Origin of the sequence: Helicobacter sp. UBA3407, from assembly GCF_949747025.1 — a bacterium.
Taxonomy (GTDB): domain Bacteria; phylum Campylobacterota; class Campylobacteria; order Campylobacterales; family Helicobacteraceae; genus Helicobacter_D; species Helicobacter_D ganmani.
In genome coordinates, this window is sequence record NZ_CATKCB010000108.1 from 11994 (window position 1) to 29716 (window position 17723).

Genomic DNA, 17723 nt, shown 5'->3' on the forward strand with positions numbered 1-17723 from the left:
TTTCCTTAAAAATAAAATTTACACTAATTACTGCTGTATTTATTGACAATTCTTGTAATTTCATCGTGAAATTTATTTCCATCAAATTTCACAAGATAAGATTCTGCCCCCGCCTCTTTACCTCTACTCTCACTAAACCTATCACTAATAGAAGAGCTAAAAACAATTGGAATCTTGGCAAATCTTGGGTCTTCTTTCACTTTAGCTGCAAAGTGGAATCCGTCCATTTGAGGCATTTCAATATCTGAAATGATAATCTTAAGTTGCGAAATTAGATTATCTCCATAATTTTCATAAAGTTTATTAAGCTTTTGAAGTCCCGCTTCTCCATTGTTTGCTTCTGCTACATCAAAGCCCATTTTCTCTAAAAACTCTTTTAAGATTTTTCTAGCAATCGCGCTATCATCAAGCACAAGAGCTAATCCACTAAATTTATTATACGAACGTTCTGCACTCATTTCAGGATGATAGAATCCTAAATCTTGCACAATGCTTTCTAAATCCAAAACCAACAAGACTTGGTCTCCCTCAATCCTTGTAACACCTGTGATTTTACTTTTATCCATATTAGCTTCTATAGAAGAACTAAAGTGCGCTGGCTCAATGTCTTTCCAACTAATTCTACGAATCCGTTTTGCCTCATGCACAATAAAACCTATCATAATATTATTAAATTCCGCAATAATCACACGTGGTTTAATTTTTTTATTCTTAGGAACTTCAACATTCATCCATTTTGCAAGGTTAATCACTGGTATAACAACCCCTCGCAAATCAAAGATTCCCTCTATATAGTCAGGCACTCCCGGCAACTCTGTAAGTTCTGGCAAGCGGATTATTTCATTAACTTTTGCAACATTAATTCCGTAAATCCCCTCATACAATTTACCTTTTTCAAGTTTATGAATTCTAAAATCCACCAACTCCATTTCGTTGGTTCCAACTTTTAGAGTATCATCACGTTCAAAGTTTGACACCTCATAACTCCTTTTCAATTAAGGATAAACAATAATTTGTATATTCTACAACAAAATACTTTTTTTTACAAGCAAAAAAAGGTAACCCAATGTAATTCATTTGATGAAATTTTACATTTTTACCCCAATGAAAATGCCCCTCTACAATATAGGAATCGTTTGAAATATTTAAGTTTTTTTTATATTTATTAATGCGTAAAAATGCTAATTTATCGCCATCAATAAGTGATTTATTTGTATTTTTTGTCATTTTTTTTTGCTTCTTTTTGTTTTGTAAATAATGCAAAATTTGAGGATACAGAAAAAAAGAAAAAAAATCTAAAAATTTAATAAAAAAATGTTGGCGGATCATTTTAGTATAAAATGAGTACTGCCAATTCAAAAATATATCTCCGTGTGCTAAATAAGCTTTCTTTCCTCCAAAGTCAAAACAAACAGGTTGGACATTCAATGGAAAATAACAAATATTTTTAAAATGAGGAATTTGTGATAATAAAAAATCGTGATTCCCTTCAAAATAATAAATTTTGTGCTTGAAAGATAACTGCTCTAACAGCTCAAGTGTTTTTTGATTATCTCTCAAAGATTGCTGGACACTGCCAACTAAAAAATCAAAAATATCTCCCATAAGAAAAATCTGCCGACTAGAAAATTGCAAAAGCTCTTGAAACGCAGAATCCAATGTATTTTGGTAAAGACTATGATGATGTGAATCGGCAATAAAAATCGCCCCTTCTTGAATGATGAATTTCTCTTGTATCATTTTGTTTTTAAATGCTAAGGAGCATATGCAATTTGTGGTAATCCTAAGGATTCTTCTAACCCAAACATTAAATTAGCATTCGCAAGTGCTTGGGAGCTTGCACCGCGCAAGAGATTGTCAATACTTGAAGTAATAAATAAATCCAAGCCATCGGTTTTAGCAAAAATATCACAAAAATGTGTGCCTGCAACATTTTTAATTTGGGAGCAAGTCCTCCTAACACGAACAAATGGTTCATTATTGTATTTGGTTTGCAAAATCTCTAATGTCTCTATCGGCTCTTTTAAACGCGCATAAACAGACACTAACATACCGCGTGTAAGCGGAATCAAATGTGGCACAAAAAGTGCCTTTAGATTCTCCTTACCAAGCTTTTTTAATTGCTCATTAATTTCAGAAGAATGACGATGATTGATAGGAGAATATGCAAAAAGATTCTCATTAATCGTTACAAAATGAGAAGTTTGCGCTAACTTTTTTCCTGCTCCACTTACTCCACTTTTTGCATCAATATAAAGTGTATGATTCAAATCCAAATAAGGAATAAAAGGCAGAATCGCCAATAAAGAAGCTGTGGGGTAACAGCCCGGATTAGCAACCAAGCTTGTTTTGGCAATTTGTGAGCGATTATATTCAGGTAACCCATAAACTGCATTTTTTAGATTCTCTTTATCCAAATGAGTGCAATAATTCTCCTCATATTTTTCTAAACTCAAACGATAATCCGCCGACAAATCTACAATTTTAACACCCTTATCATAAAGCCCTTTAACATATTCCATTGCTTTTTGGTGTGGTAAGGCAAGAAAAACCAATTCACTTTCTTGTGCAATTTGTGTCAAATTTGCTTCCGATACAGGTAATTTTATTACATCTTTTAAACAACAATGTAAAGCGGATAATTCTTGATGATTCTCGCTAGCATATACTGCATTCAGTTCAAATACAGGGTGGTGAATCAAGAGCTTTACAAGCTCCAATCCTGTATAGCCACTGACTCCAACAATAGAAGTTTTAATTTTCATTATTCTCCCTTTTAATTGAACTGATTTTTATTTACTTTAGAATTATCTTTCTGCTTTTAAGGCTTTCAATGTTAGATTCTTTATCCACCACCCATAAAGGTAAGACATTCTATAATATCGTTTTCTTTTAAAAGAAAGGAATCCCACTTCTCTTGTTTGACAATTTCAAGATTAATCGCAACAGCTACACTTTTTGTTTCTATTTTATATTCCTGCAACAACTCCAAAACATTTTTGGATTCTGTATGAATAATATTTCCATTAAGTTTAATTTGCATTTTCCACTTCTTTCAAAAATAATTTAATGTGTAATTCTATGATTTTTTATTGAAAAATTTATAAAAAAATCCCGCTTTACTCACTTCTTCTCCACGCGTAACAAAGAGTTCGCCTTTTTTGAGATTCCGTCTTATCGTGCTTCCAGCACCAATGAGACAATCATCTTCAATCACCACAGGTGCTACTGCTTGCGAATCACTCCCGATAAATACATTTTTACCAATTATTGTTTTATGCTTACTCTTGCCATTGTAATTACAAGTAATAAAGCCCGCACCAATATTCGTACCGCTTCCTATTTCACTATCTCCAATATAACTTAAATGTCCTGCCTTGACGCTCTCTAATTGGGATTTTTTTACTTCTACAAAGTTTCCAATATGCGTATTTTTTATCACGCTTTGAGGACGCAAATGCGCTAAAGGTCCCACATCACTAGATTCTATAATACTAGATTCTATAATGCTTTGTGCCTTAATATGGGAATGAATGATTTTAGAATCCCCACAAATACGGACACCATTTTCCACTACACATTCACCGACAAATTCCACGCCCTCTTCAATATAAATTGTATTAGGCAAACACATTAAAACACCTTTTTTTATCCAAGATTCCTTGATGCGATCGCCCAAAATTTCTTCCGCTCTCGCAAGGTCTAATTTATCATTTACGCCTTTAAAATTTGTAATCTCCACAAATAAAGGCATAATAGTTACAGAATCCCTTCTTGCAAGTGCAATAATATCTGTCAAATAATATTCTTTTTGTGCATTATTATTATCCAAACGCGGCAGATAAGATTCTAAAATTTCGCGGTTAAAACAATAAACCCCAGCATTTAATGTGTGAAGTGCCAGAATTTCCGCATTCGCATCTTTTTCTTCTATAATTTCTTGCACTTGATTCTCGCGAATAACAACACGTCCATAACCATTTGTATTAGGCAAATCAAGCACACTCATCACAACTTCAGAATCCAAGTGCATAAATTTTGACAATTCCTCTGCTTGCACCAAAGGCATATCACCATTTAAAACCAAAACTTTCTTATATTTTGGTAAATAACCTTTAAGCGCTCCACCTGTTCCGGGAAAATCTACCAAATCTTGGTATAAAAAGCGGATTTTATCTCCAAAATATTCTTGCATTTTTTCTTTAATCCGTTCTGCTTCAAAACCCAAAATCACACAAACATCATTGCTTAACTTCAGAGATTCCTTAATGCTATAATATAGCATTTCACGCCCACAAATTCTATGTAAGACTTTAGGAGTATTAGACTTCATACGCGTGCCTTTACCAGCCGCTAAAATTACAATGGATAAGGAGTTTTTATTCATAAGCTAAAGATTCCACTTTTAAAGATAATTTAAACAAATTTTAACACAATAAAGTTTAAAATTTTTATTTTAAAATCAAAAAAGTTATTTTCTTTAAGGTTTAATTTTCTATTTTGTAAGGAAGCACAAATATGGATTTAGGGTCAGTTGCAGGGATTTCGTTATCACTTATACTTTTAGGCACAGCAATGGCGCTTGGTGTAGGGATTGCACCCTACCTTGATGTTCCCTCTATTCTCATTACTGTTGGAGGCTCTATCACAAGCTTATTGATTGCCTACAAAATGGAAAGTATGAAAAAGTTTTTCACTTACTTTATGATTGCTTTTAAACCTCAAACTTTTGATGTTCCGGGACTCATCAAAAAACTTGTAGATTATTCCACACAAGCAAGACGTGATGGAATCCTTTCGCTAGAGCAGCAATCCAATCAGGAAGAAAATGAATTTTTAAAACGTGGATTAAATATGGCGATTGACGGCGCAGAGCCTGATAGCATTCGGGATTTGCTAGAAACCGATATGGACAGGACGCTTGAAAGACACAAAGACAATGCAGGTATTTTTGATACTTGGGCAGCATTTGCGGGTTCTTATGGAATGCTCGGAACGCTCATCGGGCTTGTTGCGATGCTTTTGAATATGTCTGACCCAGCTTCTATTGGACCTGCGATGGCTGTTGCCTTGCTCACTACATTTTATGGCTCATTTGTTGGAAATGTTGTAGGCTCACCGATTGCAAATATCCTCAAAGTGCGTGCCGCCGATGAAGCATTGGTGAAACTATTAATCATTGAAGGGATTATGTCTATTCAAGCGGGAGACAACCCACGTGCGCTTGAAGCGAAGTTGCTGACATTCTTGCCACCCAATCAACGCGTTAGTCAATTTGAATAGAGTCTTGATAAATGGGAAAAACTCGCTGCCCACCTTGTGATTGCCCTCAAGTTTTGCCTCTTTGGTTAGGAACTTATGGGGATATGGTTACACTCATTCTGACATTTTTTATTTTGATTCTTTCTATGGTAACTTTTGATGCCAAAAAACTCACAGAAGCAGAAGGAAGTATGAAAGGCGCAATGTCTTTGCTAAGCGGAGGAATCAAAACCGAGCCAGACAATACAAGAATCCAACAACAAGCCGATATGACAACAGAGCCAGAAAGTGCGGAAGAAGTCAAAAAAATTGAAAGTGAGATTTTGGATTTCAAAGAAAATGTCCGCGTCTCTTTGGGACCATCTAATATCGTAGATGATGGGAGTGAGGGCTTTATTTTGCGTTTTAGCGGTAAATTGCTATTTGAAAAAGGCGAAACAACACTCTATAACGAAGAGGAAATTCTATTCCTCAAAAGACTTGCATTGATTTTACAAAAAATGCCTGCTAATTTACACGCGGATGTAATTGGCTACACCGATAATTCTCCAATCACTCCTACAACGAAATATAAAGACGATATGGGCTTAAGCGCACTTAGAGCATTGAGTGTTTCTAAAATCTTGATAGAAAATAAAGTCAATCCCAAAAAACTTACTTCTCTTGGAAATGGAGCAAGCAATTTTATTGTCCCAAACACAAGCGAAGAGAATCGTTCAAGCAACCGACGCGTAGAATTTAGATTTTATCCTGATGATAAACTTTTGCATAAAACACAAAATATCTTGGATAGAACGATTCAACAAAATATTAACCAACAAGAAAAAAAGACCCAAGAAATCGCGCCAAACCAAGAATCCAACACGCAAGAAAATGAAATTCTACAAAATCGCACAATTCAATCTCAACGTTTTAACACAAATCCTTATGCTTTGGTATTTTTAACAAGGAAATCTTAAGTGGGACGACTCTTATTTATTTTGTTTTTTAGTGTGCTCTCGCTTTTTGCAGCACCGCCGCAGTTGCCTCAAAGCCCTACGATTCCAACCGTAGATTTAACACTCACCGCACCGACAGAACCAGGTGATTTGGTTACAACACTCAATATTGTTGTCGTTTTAACTCTACTTGTTTTAGCACCTTCTTTAATCCTAATGGCAACAAGCTTTGCTAGAATCCTTGTTGTGCTTGCTTTTTTGCGGACTGCAATGGGAACACAACAATCCCCTCCTACGCAACTATTAGTCTCTTTTGCCTTAATTTTGACATTTTTTATTATGGAACCTGTCGCCAAAGAGGGTTACAATCAAGGCATAGCCCCCTATATTGCCAAAGAGATTCCTTATGATGAAGCCTTTTTGCGCGCTTCTCAACCTTTTAAAGATTTTATGATTCGCAACACGCGCCCCAAAGATTTAGCATTATTTTATCGTATTCGTAATATTGAAAACCCTCAAAGTGCGCAAGATGTGCCACTAAGCATTGCCTTGCCCGCTTTTATTATTAGCGAAATGAAAACCGCCTTTCAAATTGGATTCTTACTTTATTTGCCCTTTTTAGTTATTGATATGGTCATCAGCTCCATTCTTATGGCAATGGGAATGATGATGTTACCTCCAACAATGATTTCATTGCCTTTCAAGATTCTTGTTTTCATTCTAGTAGATGGCTTTAACCTGCTGACGATGAATCTAGTGCAAAGTTTTCGGTAGCAATGACTTGTAAATATCTTGGAGTTTGTGGTGGTTGCACAGAGATAAGTTTAGAATCCAAAACAGCTCAAGCAAGCCTTTTATTAAACCTAAGTAATTTTGAAGTTTTCAGCAGTCAAAATTCAGGTTTTAGAGCACGTGCAGAGATTGGAATCTATCATCTTGAAAACAAAATTCACTTTGCAATGCGCCGCTTGAATCCTACAAGCAAGAAAGAATCCCGCTTTGTTCTTATAGAAAATTGTCCCAATTTGCTTCCAAATATTCAACAAATCTTATTTATTTTAAAGGATTTGCTCAATACAACTGAATTTTATAATTTTACAATCCGTCTTTTTAGTTTAGAGATTCTCTCCTCTCAAACCAATGCAATTCTTTTAACCTTAATTTATCATAGAAATTTAACAGAATCTTGGAAAAAAGAAGCAGAAAATTTATGTCAAAAGTTACAACTTGCCCTAAATCTTGAAATTCATCTCATCGGACGTTCCAAAGGCGTAAAATGGGTTGTAGGTAAGGATTATTTAACAGAATCCCTAAGAATCCTTGATAAAACCTATCTTTATCGTTATTTTGAGGGAGCTTTCACGCAACCTAATCCTCTCATCAATGCACAAATGATTACTTGGATTTTGCGACATTTGGAGGATTCCAAGACGCAAGATTTGCTAGAAATGTATTGTGGTTGTGGCAACTTTACGATTCCACTTGCACAAAAATTTCGTAAAGTGCTTGCTACTGAAATCTCCAAAACCTCTATCCAAGCAGCACAATTTGCAACACAAATCAATCAGATTTCAAATATCCATTTCGTGCGCTTAAGCGGAGAGGAATGTATGGAAGCTCTAAATAATGTGCGAAAATTTCATCGCTTGAGAGAAATTCCTCTGGATTCTTTTCGTTTTAGTGCAGTATTGATTGACCCACCACGTGCTGGTTTAGGAGCAGAAATTTGTCATTTTTTGCAGAGATTCCAAACAATTATTTATATTTCATGCAATCCTGTAAGCCTCAAAAAAGATTTAGAGATTCTTACACAAACACATACGATTCTACATACCGCCTTTTTTGACCAATTTCCTCATACACATCATTTAGAATCTGGTGTGATTTTAAAGAGTAAATTTTAGTCAATGAGGCAAAAAATGAAAGCTTATCGTGTTTATCAGGTAGATTCCTTTACAAAAAACAGATTTTTGGAAATCCTGCGGGCGTTGTTTTGAATGCTGATGGCTTAAGTGAAATACAAATGCAGCAAATTGCGCGAGAATTAAATAATTCAGAAACAGCCTTTATCCTCTCACCTACCGCTAGTCATTACGATATAGAAGTGCGATTCTTTACTCCTACAAAAGAAGTTCCTATCTGCGGACACGCAACGATTGCCGCGCACTACATTAGAGCCTTAGAACAAGGAAAAATAGGGAAAGTTCTACAAAAGACAAAAGCAGGGATTCTGCCTGTGGATATCACACAAGAAAACAATGATTTTAATATTACGATGACGCAAGGAAAACCACAGGTAGAAAAACCGCTTGATGAGTCCATTACAAGTCAAAATCATTGAAGCATTAGGAATCCAGCCTCAAGACATTAGAGAAGATTGTCCGATTGCGATTGCCTCCACAGGACATTCAAAGATTATGATTGGCATTAAAGAGAACAAGCTATTAAACGCTATGAAACCAAACCTAGAAAACCTAAGCGTCCTTAGTGCAAAAATCCATTGCAATGGATTCTACCTTTTCACGCTCCATTTTGATACCAATCCACTCGTTCGTGGGAGAATGTTTGCCCCCGCAATTGGAATTGCAGAAGATCCTGTTACAGGAAATGCCAATGGAGCATTGGGTGCTTATCTAGTCCATTATGGAATCGTAAAACACTTAGAAACCCAAAACAATCTCTCCTTTGCGATTTTACAAGGAGAAGCCATTAAAAGAACAGGTGGAATGCGTGTGAATGTAGAGATTCAAAATGGGAAGCCCATTTTAGTGCAAATCACAGGACAAGCAATTGTTTGCTTTAAGACAGAAATTTACATTTAATTTTACCAAGCACAACTCCTCTAAAAAAATTTAAAAATATCTCCTTGTATCCCTCTGTCTTACCCCCTCATACAACACGATTCCAACACTTGTTGCGAGGTTTAAGCTACGTGCATTATTCTGCATTGGAATCGTGTAGCAAAATTCTTGATTTGCCTTTAAAATTTCCTCCCTTAATCCAGCATCTTCGCGTCCAAAATGCAAATACGCACCACCACTCAAGGGTGCTTGATAATAAGGACATTTTGCCTTGGTTGTCAAATAAAAATGCGGAATCGGCAATAATGCAGAATCCCAAAATGCTTCTGTGCTTGCCCATTCATAAACTTCCAAATCTTTCCAATAATCCATTCCAGCACGTTTTAATTCCCTTTGAGAGAGAGTAAAGCCAAGTGGATAAATCAAGTGCAATACGGAATCACTAGCAAAACAAAGGCGTCCAATATTTCCCGTATTTTGCGGAATACGTGGCTCGTGCAAAACAATATGAAAACGCATATTTATCCCTCAATATTCAATGGAAAAGTTTGGGGAGAATTTTGCGCTTGAGATTGCGTAGAATCCTTAGAGTCTTTTTGAGCTGTTTTAGGGGAGATACTTTCTGAATGACTTGCTGTTTTGATAGGCTTTTTCAAGGAGGGGGATTCAATATTGAGCGTTTGAACCAAAGGGGATTCTTGCTTGTGATACATTCTAACACTTTGGGATTCTTTTTGCGCAGTTTCTTGATGAGTGTTTTCTTTGTTTTCTAATGCATCAGAATCTTTTGATTTTTGACATAGCAAACTGCCATTGCTACAATCTTGCAAAAACTGCGCTTTAGAATAAATTGTCTCTCCCCTCATCAAAGCCTTAAAAATCAATGCAAGTGCGGACGCATTAGTTTTGCAAAATTTACTCAAGTGGTATTTAATAATCCCTATGCGAATCGTGCAAATTGCTTCAGATTTTTGCTTCTCTGATTTATTGCATTCTTTTTCATTTGCCAAATCTTCTTGTTTTTTCGCAACAAAACCTTGCATTTTCTCTCCAAAAAAGAGAAATTATAACATATTAAGAACCTTTTTTAGCAAGCTCTATGCGTGCTTTTTTACGATTCAAAGCTTTCTCAAAACGTTTTTTCTCTGCTTCGGTTTTTGGTTCTAGTGGTGGAGCTTTAACGGGTTTGCCATTTTCATCTACACATACCATTGTAAAATAAGCACTATTTGTATGCATAACGGTGCGCTTGTGAATGTCTTCAGCAATCACTTTAATACCCACTTCAAGTGAGCTTGTGCCTGTATAATTCACGGAAGCCAAAAAGGTTACCAGACTTCCCACTTCAATCGGATATTTAAAGGTTACACTATCAACCGACAAGGTTACGACATATTTTCCACAATAACGCGAAGCACAAGCATAGGCTACTTGGTCAAGGAGCTTGAGCAAATCTCCTCCATGCACCCTACCCTTGAAATTTGCAACCGCTGGAGTCATCAAGACAGACATTGTAAGAGACTTGATGTCAAAGACATTTTCCATATTATCCATTATAAACTCTCCTAAAAATTTAAATTGTGCTTATCTTAACATTTTTTTGCAAATTTTAAATAAAAAGTATCAAAATAATTTAACTTTTTATCCAATTTTTATCATTTTATGCACATTTTATCAAGCAATACATTAAAAGTGTGAAGCTATGTTACAATTTGGATATTTTTTGATTTTAAAGGATTCAAGATGAAAGTGGTTATTACAGGCGGAGGAACAGGAGGACACTTAAGTGTTGCAAGAGCATTTTTAGAAGAATTCTACAAACAAGGTTTTGAATGTCTTTTTGTTGGTTCTATTAATGGTCAAGACAAGGCATATTTTGAATCCGATTCTCGCTTAAGCAAAAAATTTTTCTTGCAAACTTCTGGCGTCGTTAATCAAAAAGGATTTAAAAAACTTCAATCCTTATGGCAACAAGCCAAAGCACTCCAAAATGCGATTGGAATCTTAAGAAAGGAAAAACAGATTGACTTTGTCTTGTCTGTGGGAGGATATTCTGCTGCACCCACAGCATTTGGAGCAGTTTTGCTTGGGATTCCACTCTTTATCCACGAACAAAATGCACAAATCGGAAAACTTAACAGAATCCTAAAACCCTATGCAAAAATATTTTTTTCCTCTTATTTGCACTCCTCGCCTTCAAGATATTATCCAATCAGTCAAGTATTTTTTACTCAAGCAAGAGTGCGCAAAAACATAAAGAATCTGCTTTTTATGGGAGGTTCTCAAGGAGCTAGAGCCATCAACAATTTTGCTCTAGCCCTCGCAGAAGATATAAAACAAAAAGGATTACGCATTTATCACCAGTGCGGTAAAGCAGAATTTACGCGCGTGCTTCAAGAATATCTCAATCTCAATCTAAAGATTGGAATTTTAAAAGAAAATATAGAATCCTTAGAAGATATAGAATCCCAAAAGATACAAATTGGTATATTAGAGGATTTAGACAATGTAGATGTTGTGCTTTTTGGATTCAGTATGCAAATGCCAGAGATTTTCAAAAAATGCGATTTTGCAATTTGTCGTGCGGGTGCTAGCTCCTTGTGGGAATTATGCGCGAATGGTTTGCCCGCACTCTTTGTCCCCTATCCTTATGCAGCGGGCAATCATCAATATTATAATGCGAAATTCCTAGAGGAAAAAGGACTTGGATTCTTATGCTTAGAGCAAGATTTATTTTGTGAAGTTTTATGGGATAGTTTAGCACTTTTAAAGGAAGATAAAATTACGCAGATTAGTCAAGATTTACAAAAAGAATGTTCAGCGCAAGCCCTCAAGCAAATGAGCAATTGTATCGTGGCAAAACTCAAGTCTAGGAATCTTTAAACTCTCGAAACAAATACCCTAAATCTATGCCATTAAGGGATTTACTATTATAAAAGTATTCTAAATTTTTTGCACCATCTATCAATTCCTTGCTCTTGATTCCGTGCTCAATAGAAATCTTTGCTTCCAAAAAAGCACTCAAATGGTCGCAATACTTTAAAAATTCACCAAAAATGGGTTGATAGATGGATTCTTGCTTGATTTCTTGCAAAAAATCCTCCCCTTTTTGCGCGCTAAAAATGACTTGATGATTCTTTTTATAACGATTGCTAAATTCATTTTGCGTATAATACACAATCTCTTGCGCAATAGAATCTGGAACAATATTCAAAATCTTTTCCCGCACAGCCTCTTCCTCAATTCGTTTAATAAATTCGTCCAAGCCCTCTACATTTTTCTTAATAGGAGAAATAATATCACGCGTTAAGATTTCTGGCAAATCGTGGAATAATCCGCAAAGAAAATGCTGAATCTGCATTTCCCTAGAAAATCCCAAATCATAGCCCAAAAGATAAGCACAAAGCGCAACTATGAGAGTATGTCCAAGCACGGAAGTGCAGGGAATGCGTGGAGTTTGACTCCAACGCTTTTGGAATCGCAGTTGCCCAAACATATCCACAATTTCACGCAATTCCTCATACATCATTTGTCGCACACCCGCAAGAGGATAATACTCATGAACCTGCTTATCTAAAGCATTTTTAATATTTTGCACATCATACATTTTTGGATTGAAATGATAAATAATATCAAATTCCCATTTAGAAGCATAGTAATGAGAAGCTTTTAGAATCTCTTTTTCAATATTATCAACCCCTCCATAAAGATATTCTTGCATAGATTCCAAAAATCCAAAACCCCTTAAATTATCCTCCAACTGCGTACAGACAAAATCTACAAGTGCTTTGTTATGATGTTTGACTAACTTATGAAAAACGGGTGGCTTGATGTCTGTTAAAATAATGCGTTCAAAAAATTCATAACAAAATTGCAAAATCAACCGCTCAAAATCAATCGTGCGTTGATTTTCCAATTGTTCAAAATGCGCAAGCAAATAGGCAATAACAATTTTGTGTGCTTGCTTATCAAGCTCCAAAAACTCTACTGGTGTTGCTTGGTCATTCCAGCGACGAATATTCGCTGCTACAAAAATTTTATGTAAAAGTTCAAATCCTAATTGTGGTTTTTTTAGCCCCATATTTCTTTCCAATCATTTGAAATCTGCGTAAATATTATCATTTGCCAAGACAAAAGTCTCCAAACATCACATCTAACATTTGAGAATATTCATAAGGTTGCGTAATAGAAGCAATCGCCTTAAGTGCTTCGTTCAAATGAAAGCTAAAAATCTCTAATTCGGCATTTTCTAATGGTTTTATTGATTGATAAAGCGCGTCAATACAAGTTTGCACCGCTTGGAATTGATATTCTGAAGTCAAAAGCAAGGATTGCGATTCCTCCTTAGAATCCAACAAGGCTTCTAAATGCCTTTTAAAATCTGCAAGCAAGGAATCCTCGGCATATAAATTGCCTTTCAAACAAAGCTTAAGCGGATTAAAATCCCGCAAAACTTCCAAATCAAGCCTGCATTCTAAATCCGCTTTATTCACCAAAACAAACACTTTTTTGCTTGTCTGATAGCTCTTTAACAAATCTATAATCTGCAAATCCTCTTGCGTCAAAGGCGAAGAACCATCAAACAAAGCAATAAGCAAATCACTATCTTGCGCTTTTTCTAGGCTTCTCTTAATCCCTTCAGATTCTATTAAATCCTTCGTCTCGTGAATCCCCGCAGTATCAATGAGGCGCAATAAATGCGCGCCTAGCATAAAATTCTCCTCAATGCTGTCTCGTGTCGTGCCTGCGATTTCGCTCACAATCGCCCGATTGCTATGCAAAAGTGCGTTCAAAAGGGAGCTTTTGCCCACATTTGGCTTGCCGATGATACATAATTTATAGCCTTCAAACAATGCGCGCTTGGCTTTGGATTGCTCTAAGAGTGAATGGAGCGTGTTAAGAATGGAATGCAATTTCCCTTTCAAACTCTCTAGCAAATCCTCTGGCAAATCCTCATCAGCATAGTCAATGAAAACCTCGCTGTGTGCAAGCAGAGTGATTAAATCGGTGCGTAACTTTTCGCAAAAGCTTTGCATTTCCCCTTTTAAATGTCGCATTAGTATTTTGTGTGCTTGCGCACTTTGGGACTCTATGAGTTTCGCGACTGCCTGTGCTTGGGATAAATCAATGCGACCACCCAAAAATGCGCGTTTTGTAAATTCTCCCGGATTTGCCAAACGCGCACCATATCGCAAACATTCTTGTAAAATATTTTGTGCGATAAAATTTCCTCCATGGCATTGAAATTCCACTACATCTTGCGTGGTATAACTATGAGGTGCTTTAAAATAAAGCAAAATACATTCGTCCAATAAATCATTGTTGTTAAAATAAATTTTAGTTAATTTTGCGTAACGCACAGGCAAAGAAGCCATAAGATTTTCTGGAGTTGTTTTGGCGAGCTTTGCCGCAATATTCAAAGAATCTTTACCACTTAGGCGCAAAACATTCAAAGAGGACTTGCCATAAGTTGTAGCAGGAGCGATAATTGTATCATCGTTAAGCATATCCATACTTTTTAGGTATGATGAAAATCATTAATAATAATATAACGTTCTCCCTCATTATTTAAACGAAAAGAAACATATTTATCCGGGAATTGCTCACGCAATTGTTTTAATGCGATATGGGCTAAAACGCCATCAAGCGGCTTTGTCTGTGCTTTACCATAAGTTTTAACATTTTCAATCGTAGGCAATAAATAATTTGCAATCATTTCTTCTTGATTACGCAAAAATTCTGCAATCTCAAGACGAATCATTAACCCATAGACGTGATTTACCCAATTAAAAATTAAATAAGAAATTGCCTTGTAGCGATAACCCTCTTTGCCAATAAGCAAAGCGGAATCCTCACCATCAATTTTGATATAAAGAGTATTTTCATCATAAGGCTCAACAAAAACTTCACTCAATCGGTACGGCAACAAACTCAAAAGCTCTTTTAGTTCCACTTGCACTTCTTTTGCAATCACTCTCAAATCTATTGTTTCTCTATTTTTAATCTCTTTATGACTTGAAATTTTGCCGACAAAATATGAATGAGAATTTTGGATTTTCGCCTCTTCTCCTAACAAAAGTTGGGATTCAGTTTTATGTGCCTGCACATTTGTCCAAAGAGATTCATTTTCTTTTTGATTTTGTTCTTTTTTGGACAAATTCTCTTGATTTGCCACATCAGAAACAAGTGAAGGTTTTTTAGAGACAGAATCACTCTTCTCTTTTTGGATAGATAGGGACTTCGGTTGGGCACAAATGATTGCGAGTTTCTTACCAATCCCCAAAAAACCTTTAGAAGGATTCTGAATAATCTCATATTCTAAATCCACAACAGAACATTCAAAATCATTTGATGCGATGATTAACGCATTTTCTAAAGTTTCTGCTTCTATCTTTTTCATTTTAATCATCTTTATGTTTATGCTCGGCAATCTCACGCGCTTTTTTGCGCTCCAATGCCTTATTGATAAGTAACTGCTGAATGATAGAGAAAATATTATTCACAAACCAATACAACACGAGTCCCGATGGGAATGTTACAAAGAAAATCGTAAAGATTAAGGGCAAAAATTTAAAGATTTTTTCCTGCATTGGGTCATTAAAGGCTGTGGGTGTTAAATGCTGTTGGAGATACATTGTGCCACCCATTAGAATTGGTAAGATAAAATAAGGGTCCATTACAGAAAGGTCATTAATCCACAATAACCAAGCCGCACCTTTAAGCTCAATCGCATTAAACAAAACACGATAGATTGCAAAAAACACAGGCATTTGCAAAAGTAGAGGCAAACAACCACCCATAGGATTCGCTCCGTGCTTTTTATAAAGTTCCATCATATGTGCTTGAAGCTTTTGTGGTTCGCCTTTATATTTTTGTTGCAATTCTTTCATTTTTGGGGCAAGGTCTTTTAGCTTTTGCATAGACACCATACCCTTATAGGTTAAAGGATAAAGCACCACCCTAACAATCAGTGTCAATAAGATAATCGCCCACCCCCAATTTCCACATAAATTATAGAGCTTATCAAGCAACAAAAAAAGTGGCTTGGCAAAAAAGGTTATAATTCCATATTCTACAACATCGGTCAAATTGGGATCAATAGTCTCAAGCAGACGATAATCTTTTGGACCAATGTAACCTTTTAATTGTAATTCACCCTCTGCGCTAACAAATGGCATAGGATTCTCACTCGGATTACTCAAAATCGTAACATTAAGATTATTACTCTTGTTAAAAATTAAAGTTGCATAATAACGATCTACTGCCGCAAGAATACTTGCATTTGCATAATTGCTTTGCCCTTGTGCATCGCCGTCCTCAATCGTTGTAATTGTATTGTCGGATTCTTTTACGATGACTCCTTTAAAAACATAGGAATCGTTTTCCACGCTTGGACGCATACCTGGGGATACGAAATAAGTGTAATTTTGTGGAATCTTGATTCTTGCTTCATAATACCCATTGGGATAAAAAGTTAGCACTTTTTCAATCTTAACCTCTCCCAATTCTTGAATCAAAGTAATAGATTGTGGCTTGTCTTTAATTTCCAAAGTGTTAAGATTTGCACTATATGGCACATTAAAAGCTTTTTGATTCAATAAGGAATCCGAAAAACGAATTTCTAAAATTTTCGGATTGCTAGGATTAGCTATATCCTCTGAAAAAAGCATCAAAGGAGTAGAATCCTTTTGGTATTTTTTTTCTTTTAAAGCAACTTCTGCAATTCTGCCCAATCTGTCAATTTTATAAGTAAAATTTTTGGATTCTATGGTTGCAAGGGTTGCGTGATTTGGATTGGATACTCTAGCTGTATCTTGCGTAATCTTACCAGAATCCACTTGTTGGATTGGAGCAACATTTTGCATTTCTCTCGTTGTTGCTTGTGTTGCATTATTTTCATTCATTTGGGGTTTATAAAAATAACTATATGGCACGAAAAAAGCAAGAGCTAAAAGCACCGCAATCAAAATTCTAGTTTGGGAGCTTAAATTATCTATTTTATCAAACACGGGAAACCTTTGAATAATTTTTGATGATATAAACCTTTTGAGTTTGTAGATTTGGTGGAAGTCCATTAGGAATATTTTTGGGATTATATTTTTGAATTTTATCGGGAATGAGCCAATACTGGACAAGATTAGGGCTACAGAAATGTGGTTCTATCTTTAAAGAAACTTGTGGGTAAGCAATACCACCCTTAAAAAACTGGTTGCAGGAAATCACCCTTGTTAGCGTCTTCCAAAGGGCTATACAAGGATTTTGAAACATAAAAATCTGTTTAGAATACTCTGAACAACTTGGATAATAGCGACAAGTCATACCCAAACTTGGAGAAATAAAAGACTGGTAAAAAGAAATTATCTTAACGCAAAATTGTTTCAACATTTTTGAGCTACCAAATTCAGCCGTATTAAAGCATATTTATAACTATCTTGTAAATTTTTGTATTCTACTTTTTCTAAACCGACTTTTGCTAGCAAAATCATATCCCCATTTTTCAAGCTTGACATAGAATCCCTATAAATATTTCTCAAACGACGTTTAACAAGATTTCTACAAACCGCATTTCCTATCTTTTTGGAAACTGAAAACCCAATCCGTTTCTCTGCCCTCTGTTGATTTTCTTTAAAAAACAAGATAAAGTAAGAGTTATGCCATTTTTTTTGGCTCTTATAAACACTATCAAAGTCTTTTTTTGTGTTTAAAGTTACCAAAATACAAC

Annotated in this window: 21 protein-coding genes; 7 read left to right on the forward strand and 14 right to left on the reverse strand. The window is 35.7% G+C overall.

The window, feature by feature from the left end; genetic code table 11:
- Positions 1-23: 23 nt before the first annotated feature.
- From Q1553_RS03215 to glmU, 5 genes are all read right to left on the reverse strand, one after another.
- Positions 24-929: a chemotaxis protein CheV gene (locus tag Q1553_RS03215; protein WP_220271593.1), complete on the reverse strand. Its 906-nt coding sequence runs from the start codon at positions 927-929 to the stop codon at positions 24-26.
- A 49-nt stretch (positions 930-978) separates the two neighbouring features.
- The gene (locus Q1553_RS03220) at positions 979-1740 is read right to left on the reverse strand and encodes a metallophosphoesterase (protein WP_115550611.1); all 762 of its coding nucleotides are present in this window, start codon (positions 1738-1740) and stop codon (positions 979-981) included.
- Between the two features lie 14 nt (positions 1741-1754).
- Positions 1755-2765, reverse strand: coding sequence for an N-acetyl-gamma-glutamyl-phosphate reductase (gene argC / locus Q1553_RS03225; protein ID WP_300697124.1), 1011 nt, complete (start codon positions 2763-2765; stop codon positions 1755-1757).
- 80 nt (positions 2766-2845) lie between these two features.
- Positions 2846-3043, reverse strand: coding sequence for a sulfur carrier protein ThiS (thiS, locus tag Q1553_RS03230; RefSeq protein ID WP_115550609.1), 198 nt, complete (start codon positions 3041-3043; stop codon positions 2846-2848).
- Between the two features lie 36 nt (positions 3044-3079).
- Positions 3080-4387 (reverse strand): bifunctional UDP-N-acetylglucosamine diphosphorylase/glucosamine-1-phosphate N-acetyltransferase GlmU, encoded by a 1308-nt coding sequence (gene glmU / locus Q1553_RS03235; protein ID WP_115550608.1) that lies wholly within the window; start codon positions 4385-4387, stop codon positions 3080-3082.
- 131 nt (positions 4388-4518) lie between these two features.
- Between glmU and Q1553_RS03240 the strand changes: the two genes are divergently transcribed.
- From Q1553_RS03240 to Q1553_RS03265, 6 genes are all read left to right on the forward strand, one after another.
- Positions 4519-5283, forward strand: coding sequence for a MotA/TolQ/ExbB proton channel family protein (locus Q1553_RS03240; RefSeq protein WP_115552180.1), 765 nt, complete (start codon positions 4519-4521; stop codon positions 5281-5283).
- Between the two features lie 11 nt (positions 5284-5294).
- Positions 5295-6221, forward strand: coding sequence for an OmpA family protein (locus Q1553_RS03245; RefSeq protein ID WP_115552181.1), 927 nt, complete (start codon positions 5295-5297; stop codon positions 6219-6221).
- The gene (gene fliP / locus Q1553_RS03250) at positions 6222-6974 is read left to right on the forward strand and encodes a flagellar type III secretion system pore protein FliP (protein ID WP_115552182.1); all 753 of its coding nucleotides are present in this window, start codon (positions 6222-6224) and stop codon (positions 6972-6974) included.
- A 2-nt stretch (positions 6975-6976) separates the two neighbouring features.
- On the forward strand, positions 6977-8104 hold the full coding sequence (gene trmA, locus Q1553_RS03255) for a tRNA (uridine(54)-C5)-methyltransferase TrmA (RefSeq protein ID WP_297570363.1): 1128 nt from the start codon (positions 6977-6979) through the stop codon (positions 8102-8104).
- An 89-nt stretch (positions 8105-8193) separates the two neighbouring features.
- Positions 8194-8541 (forward strand): PhzF family phenazine biosynthesis isomerase, encoded by a 348-nt coding sequence (locus Q1553_RS03260; RefSeq protein WP_300842748.1) that lies wholly within the window; start codon positions 8194-8196, stop codon positions 8539-8541.
- Positions 8513-9022, forward strand: a complete 510-nt coding sequence (locus tag Q1553_RS03265) for a PhzF family phenazine biosynthesis isomerase (protein WP_300706306.1) — start codon at positions 8513-8515, stop codon at positions 9020-9022. Before Q1553_RS03260 ends, Q1553_RS03265 begins: the two co-directional genes overlap by 29 nt.
- Positions 9023-9052: 30 nt before the next feature.
- On the opposite strand, the gene Q1553_RS03270 is transcribed toward Q1553_RS03265, so the two are convergent.
- The 3 genes from Q1553_RS03270 to Q1553_RS03280 are packed head-to-tail and all read right to left on the reverse strand — an operon-like array spanning position 9053 to position 10555.
- Positions 9053-9520, reverse strand: coding sequence for a tRNA (cytidine(34)-2'-O)-methyltransferase (locus Q1553_RS03270; protein ID WP_115552185.1), 468 nt, complete (start codon positions 9518-9520; stop codon positions 9053-9055).
- A gap of 2 nt (positions 9521-9522) precedes the next feature.
- The gene (locus Q1553_RS03275) at positions 9523-10044 is read right to left on the reverse strand and encodes a hypothetical protein (protein WP_300842749.1); all 522 of its coding nucleotides are present in this window, start codon (positions 10042-10044) and stop codon (positions 9523-9525) included.
- 31 nt (positions 10045-10075) lie between these two features.
- A complete protein-coding gene (locus tag Q1553_RS03280) occupies positions 10076-10555 on the reverse strand; it encodes an acyl-CoA thioesterase (protein WP_115552187.1) in 480 nt (159 codons plus the stop codon).
- 189 nt (positions 10556-10744) lie between these two features.
- Here Q1553_RS03280 and Q1553_RS03285 point away from each other — a divergent pair, with 189 nt between their 5' ends.
- Positions 10745-11884 carry a UDP-N-acetylglucosamine--N-acetylmuramyl-(pentapeptide) pyrophosphoryl-undecaprenol N-acetylglucosamine transferase gene (locus tag Q1553_RS03285; protein WP_297578922.1) on the forward strand — a complete coding sequence of 380 codons (1140 nt, stop codon included), beginning with the start codon at positions 10745-10747 and terminating at the stop codon, positions 11882-11884.
- Here Q1553_RS03285 and Q1553_RS03290 read toward each other — a convergent pair.
- The 6 genes from Q1553_RS03290 to rnpA are packed head-to-tail and all read right to left on the reverse strand — an operon-like array spanning position 11871 to position 17715.
- Entirely contained in the window at positions 11871-13082 is a 1212-nt protein-coding gene (locus Q1553_RS03290; RefSeq protein WP_300691635.1) for an HD domain-containing protein, read from the reverse strand. The two genes, Q1553_RS03285 and Q1553_RS03290, sit on opposite strands and share 14 nt — an antisense overlap.
- 37 nt (positions 13083-13119) lie before the next feature.
- On the reverse strand, positions 13120-14508 hold the full coding sequence (gene mnmE / locus Q1553_RS03295; RefSeq protein WP_363316926.1) for a tRNA uridine-5-carboxymethylaminomethyl(34) synthesis GTPase MnmE: 1389 nt from the start codon (positions 14506-14508) through the stop codon (positions 13120-13122).
- An 11-nt stretch (positions 14509-14519) separates the two neighbouring features.
- A complete protein-coding gene (locus Q1553_RS03300) occupies positions 14520-15401 on the reverse strand; it encodes a Jag N-terminal domain-containing protein (RefSeq protein WP_297578919.1) in 882 nt (293 codons plus the stop codon).
- A 1-nt stretch (position 15402) separates the two neighbouring features.
- A complete protein-coding gene (gene yidC, locus Q1553_RS03305; RefSeq protein ID WP_300842750.1) occupies positions 15403-17010 on the reverse strand; it encodes a membrane protein insertase YidC in 1608 nt (535 codons plus the stop codon).
- Positions 17003-17386, reverse strand: a complete 384-nt coding sequence (gene yidD / locus Q1553_RS03310) for a membrane protein insertion efficiency factor YidD (RefSeq protein WP_115552193.1) — start codon at positions 17384-17386, stop codon at positions 17003-17005. The genes yidC and yidD overlap by 8 nt, the downstream gene beginning before the upstream one ends.
- Positions 17380-17715, reverse strand: coding sequence for a ribonuclease P protein component (gene rnpA / locus Q1553_RS03315; protein WP_115552194.1), 336 nt, complete (start codon positions 17713-17715; stop codon positions 17380-17382). The genes yidD and rnpA overlap by 7 nt, the downstream gene beginning before the upstream one ends.
- Positions 17716-17723 lie beyond the last annotated feature (8 nt).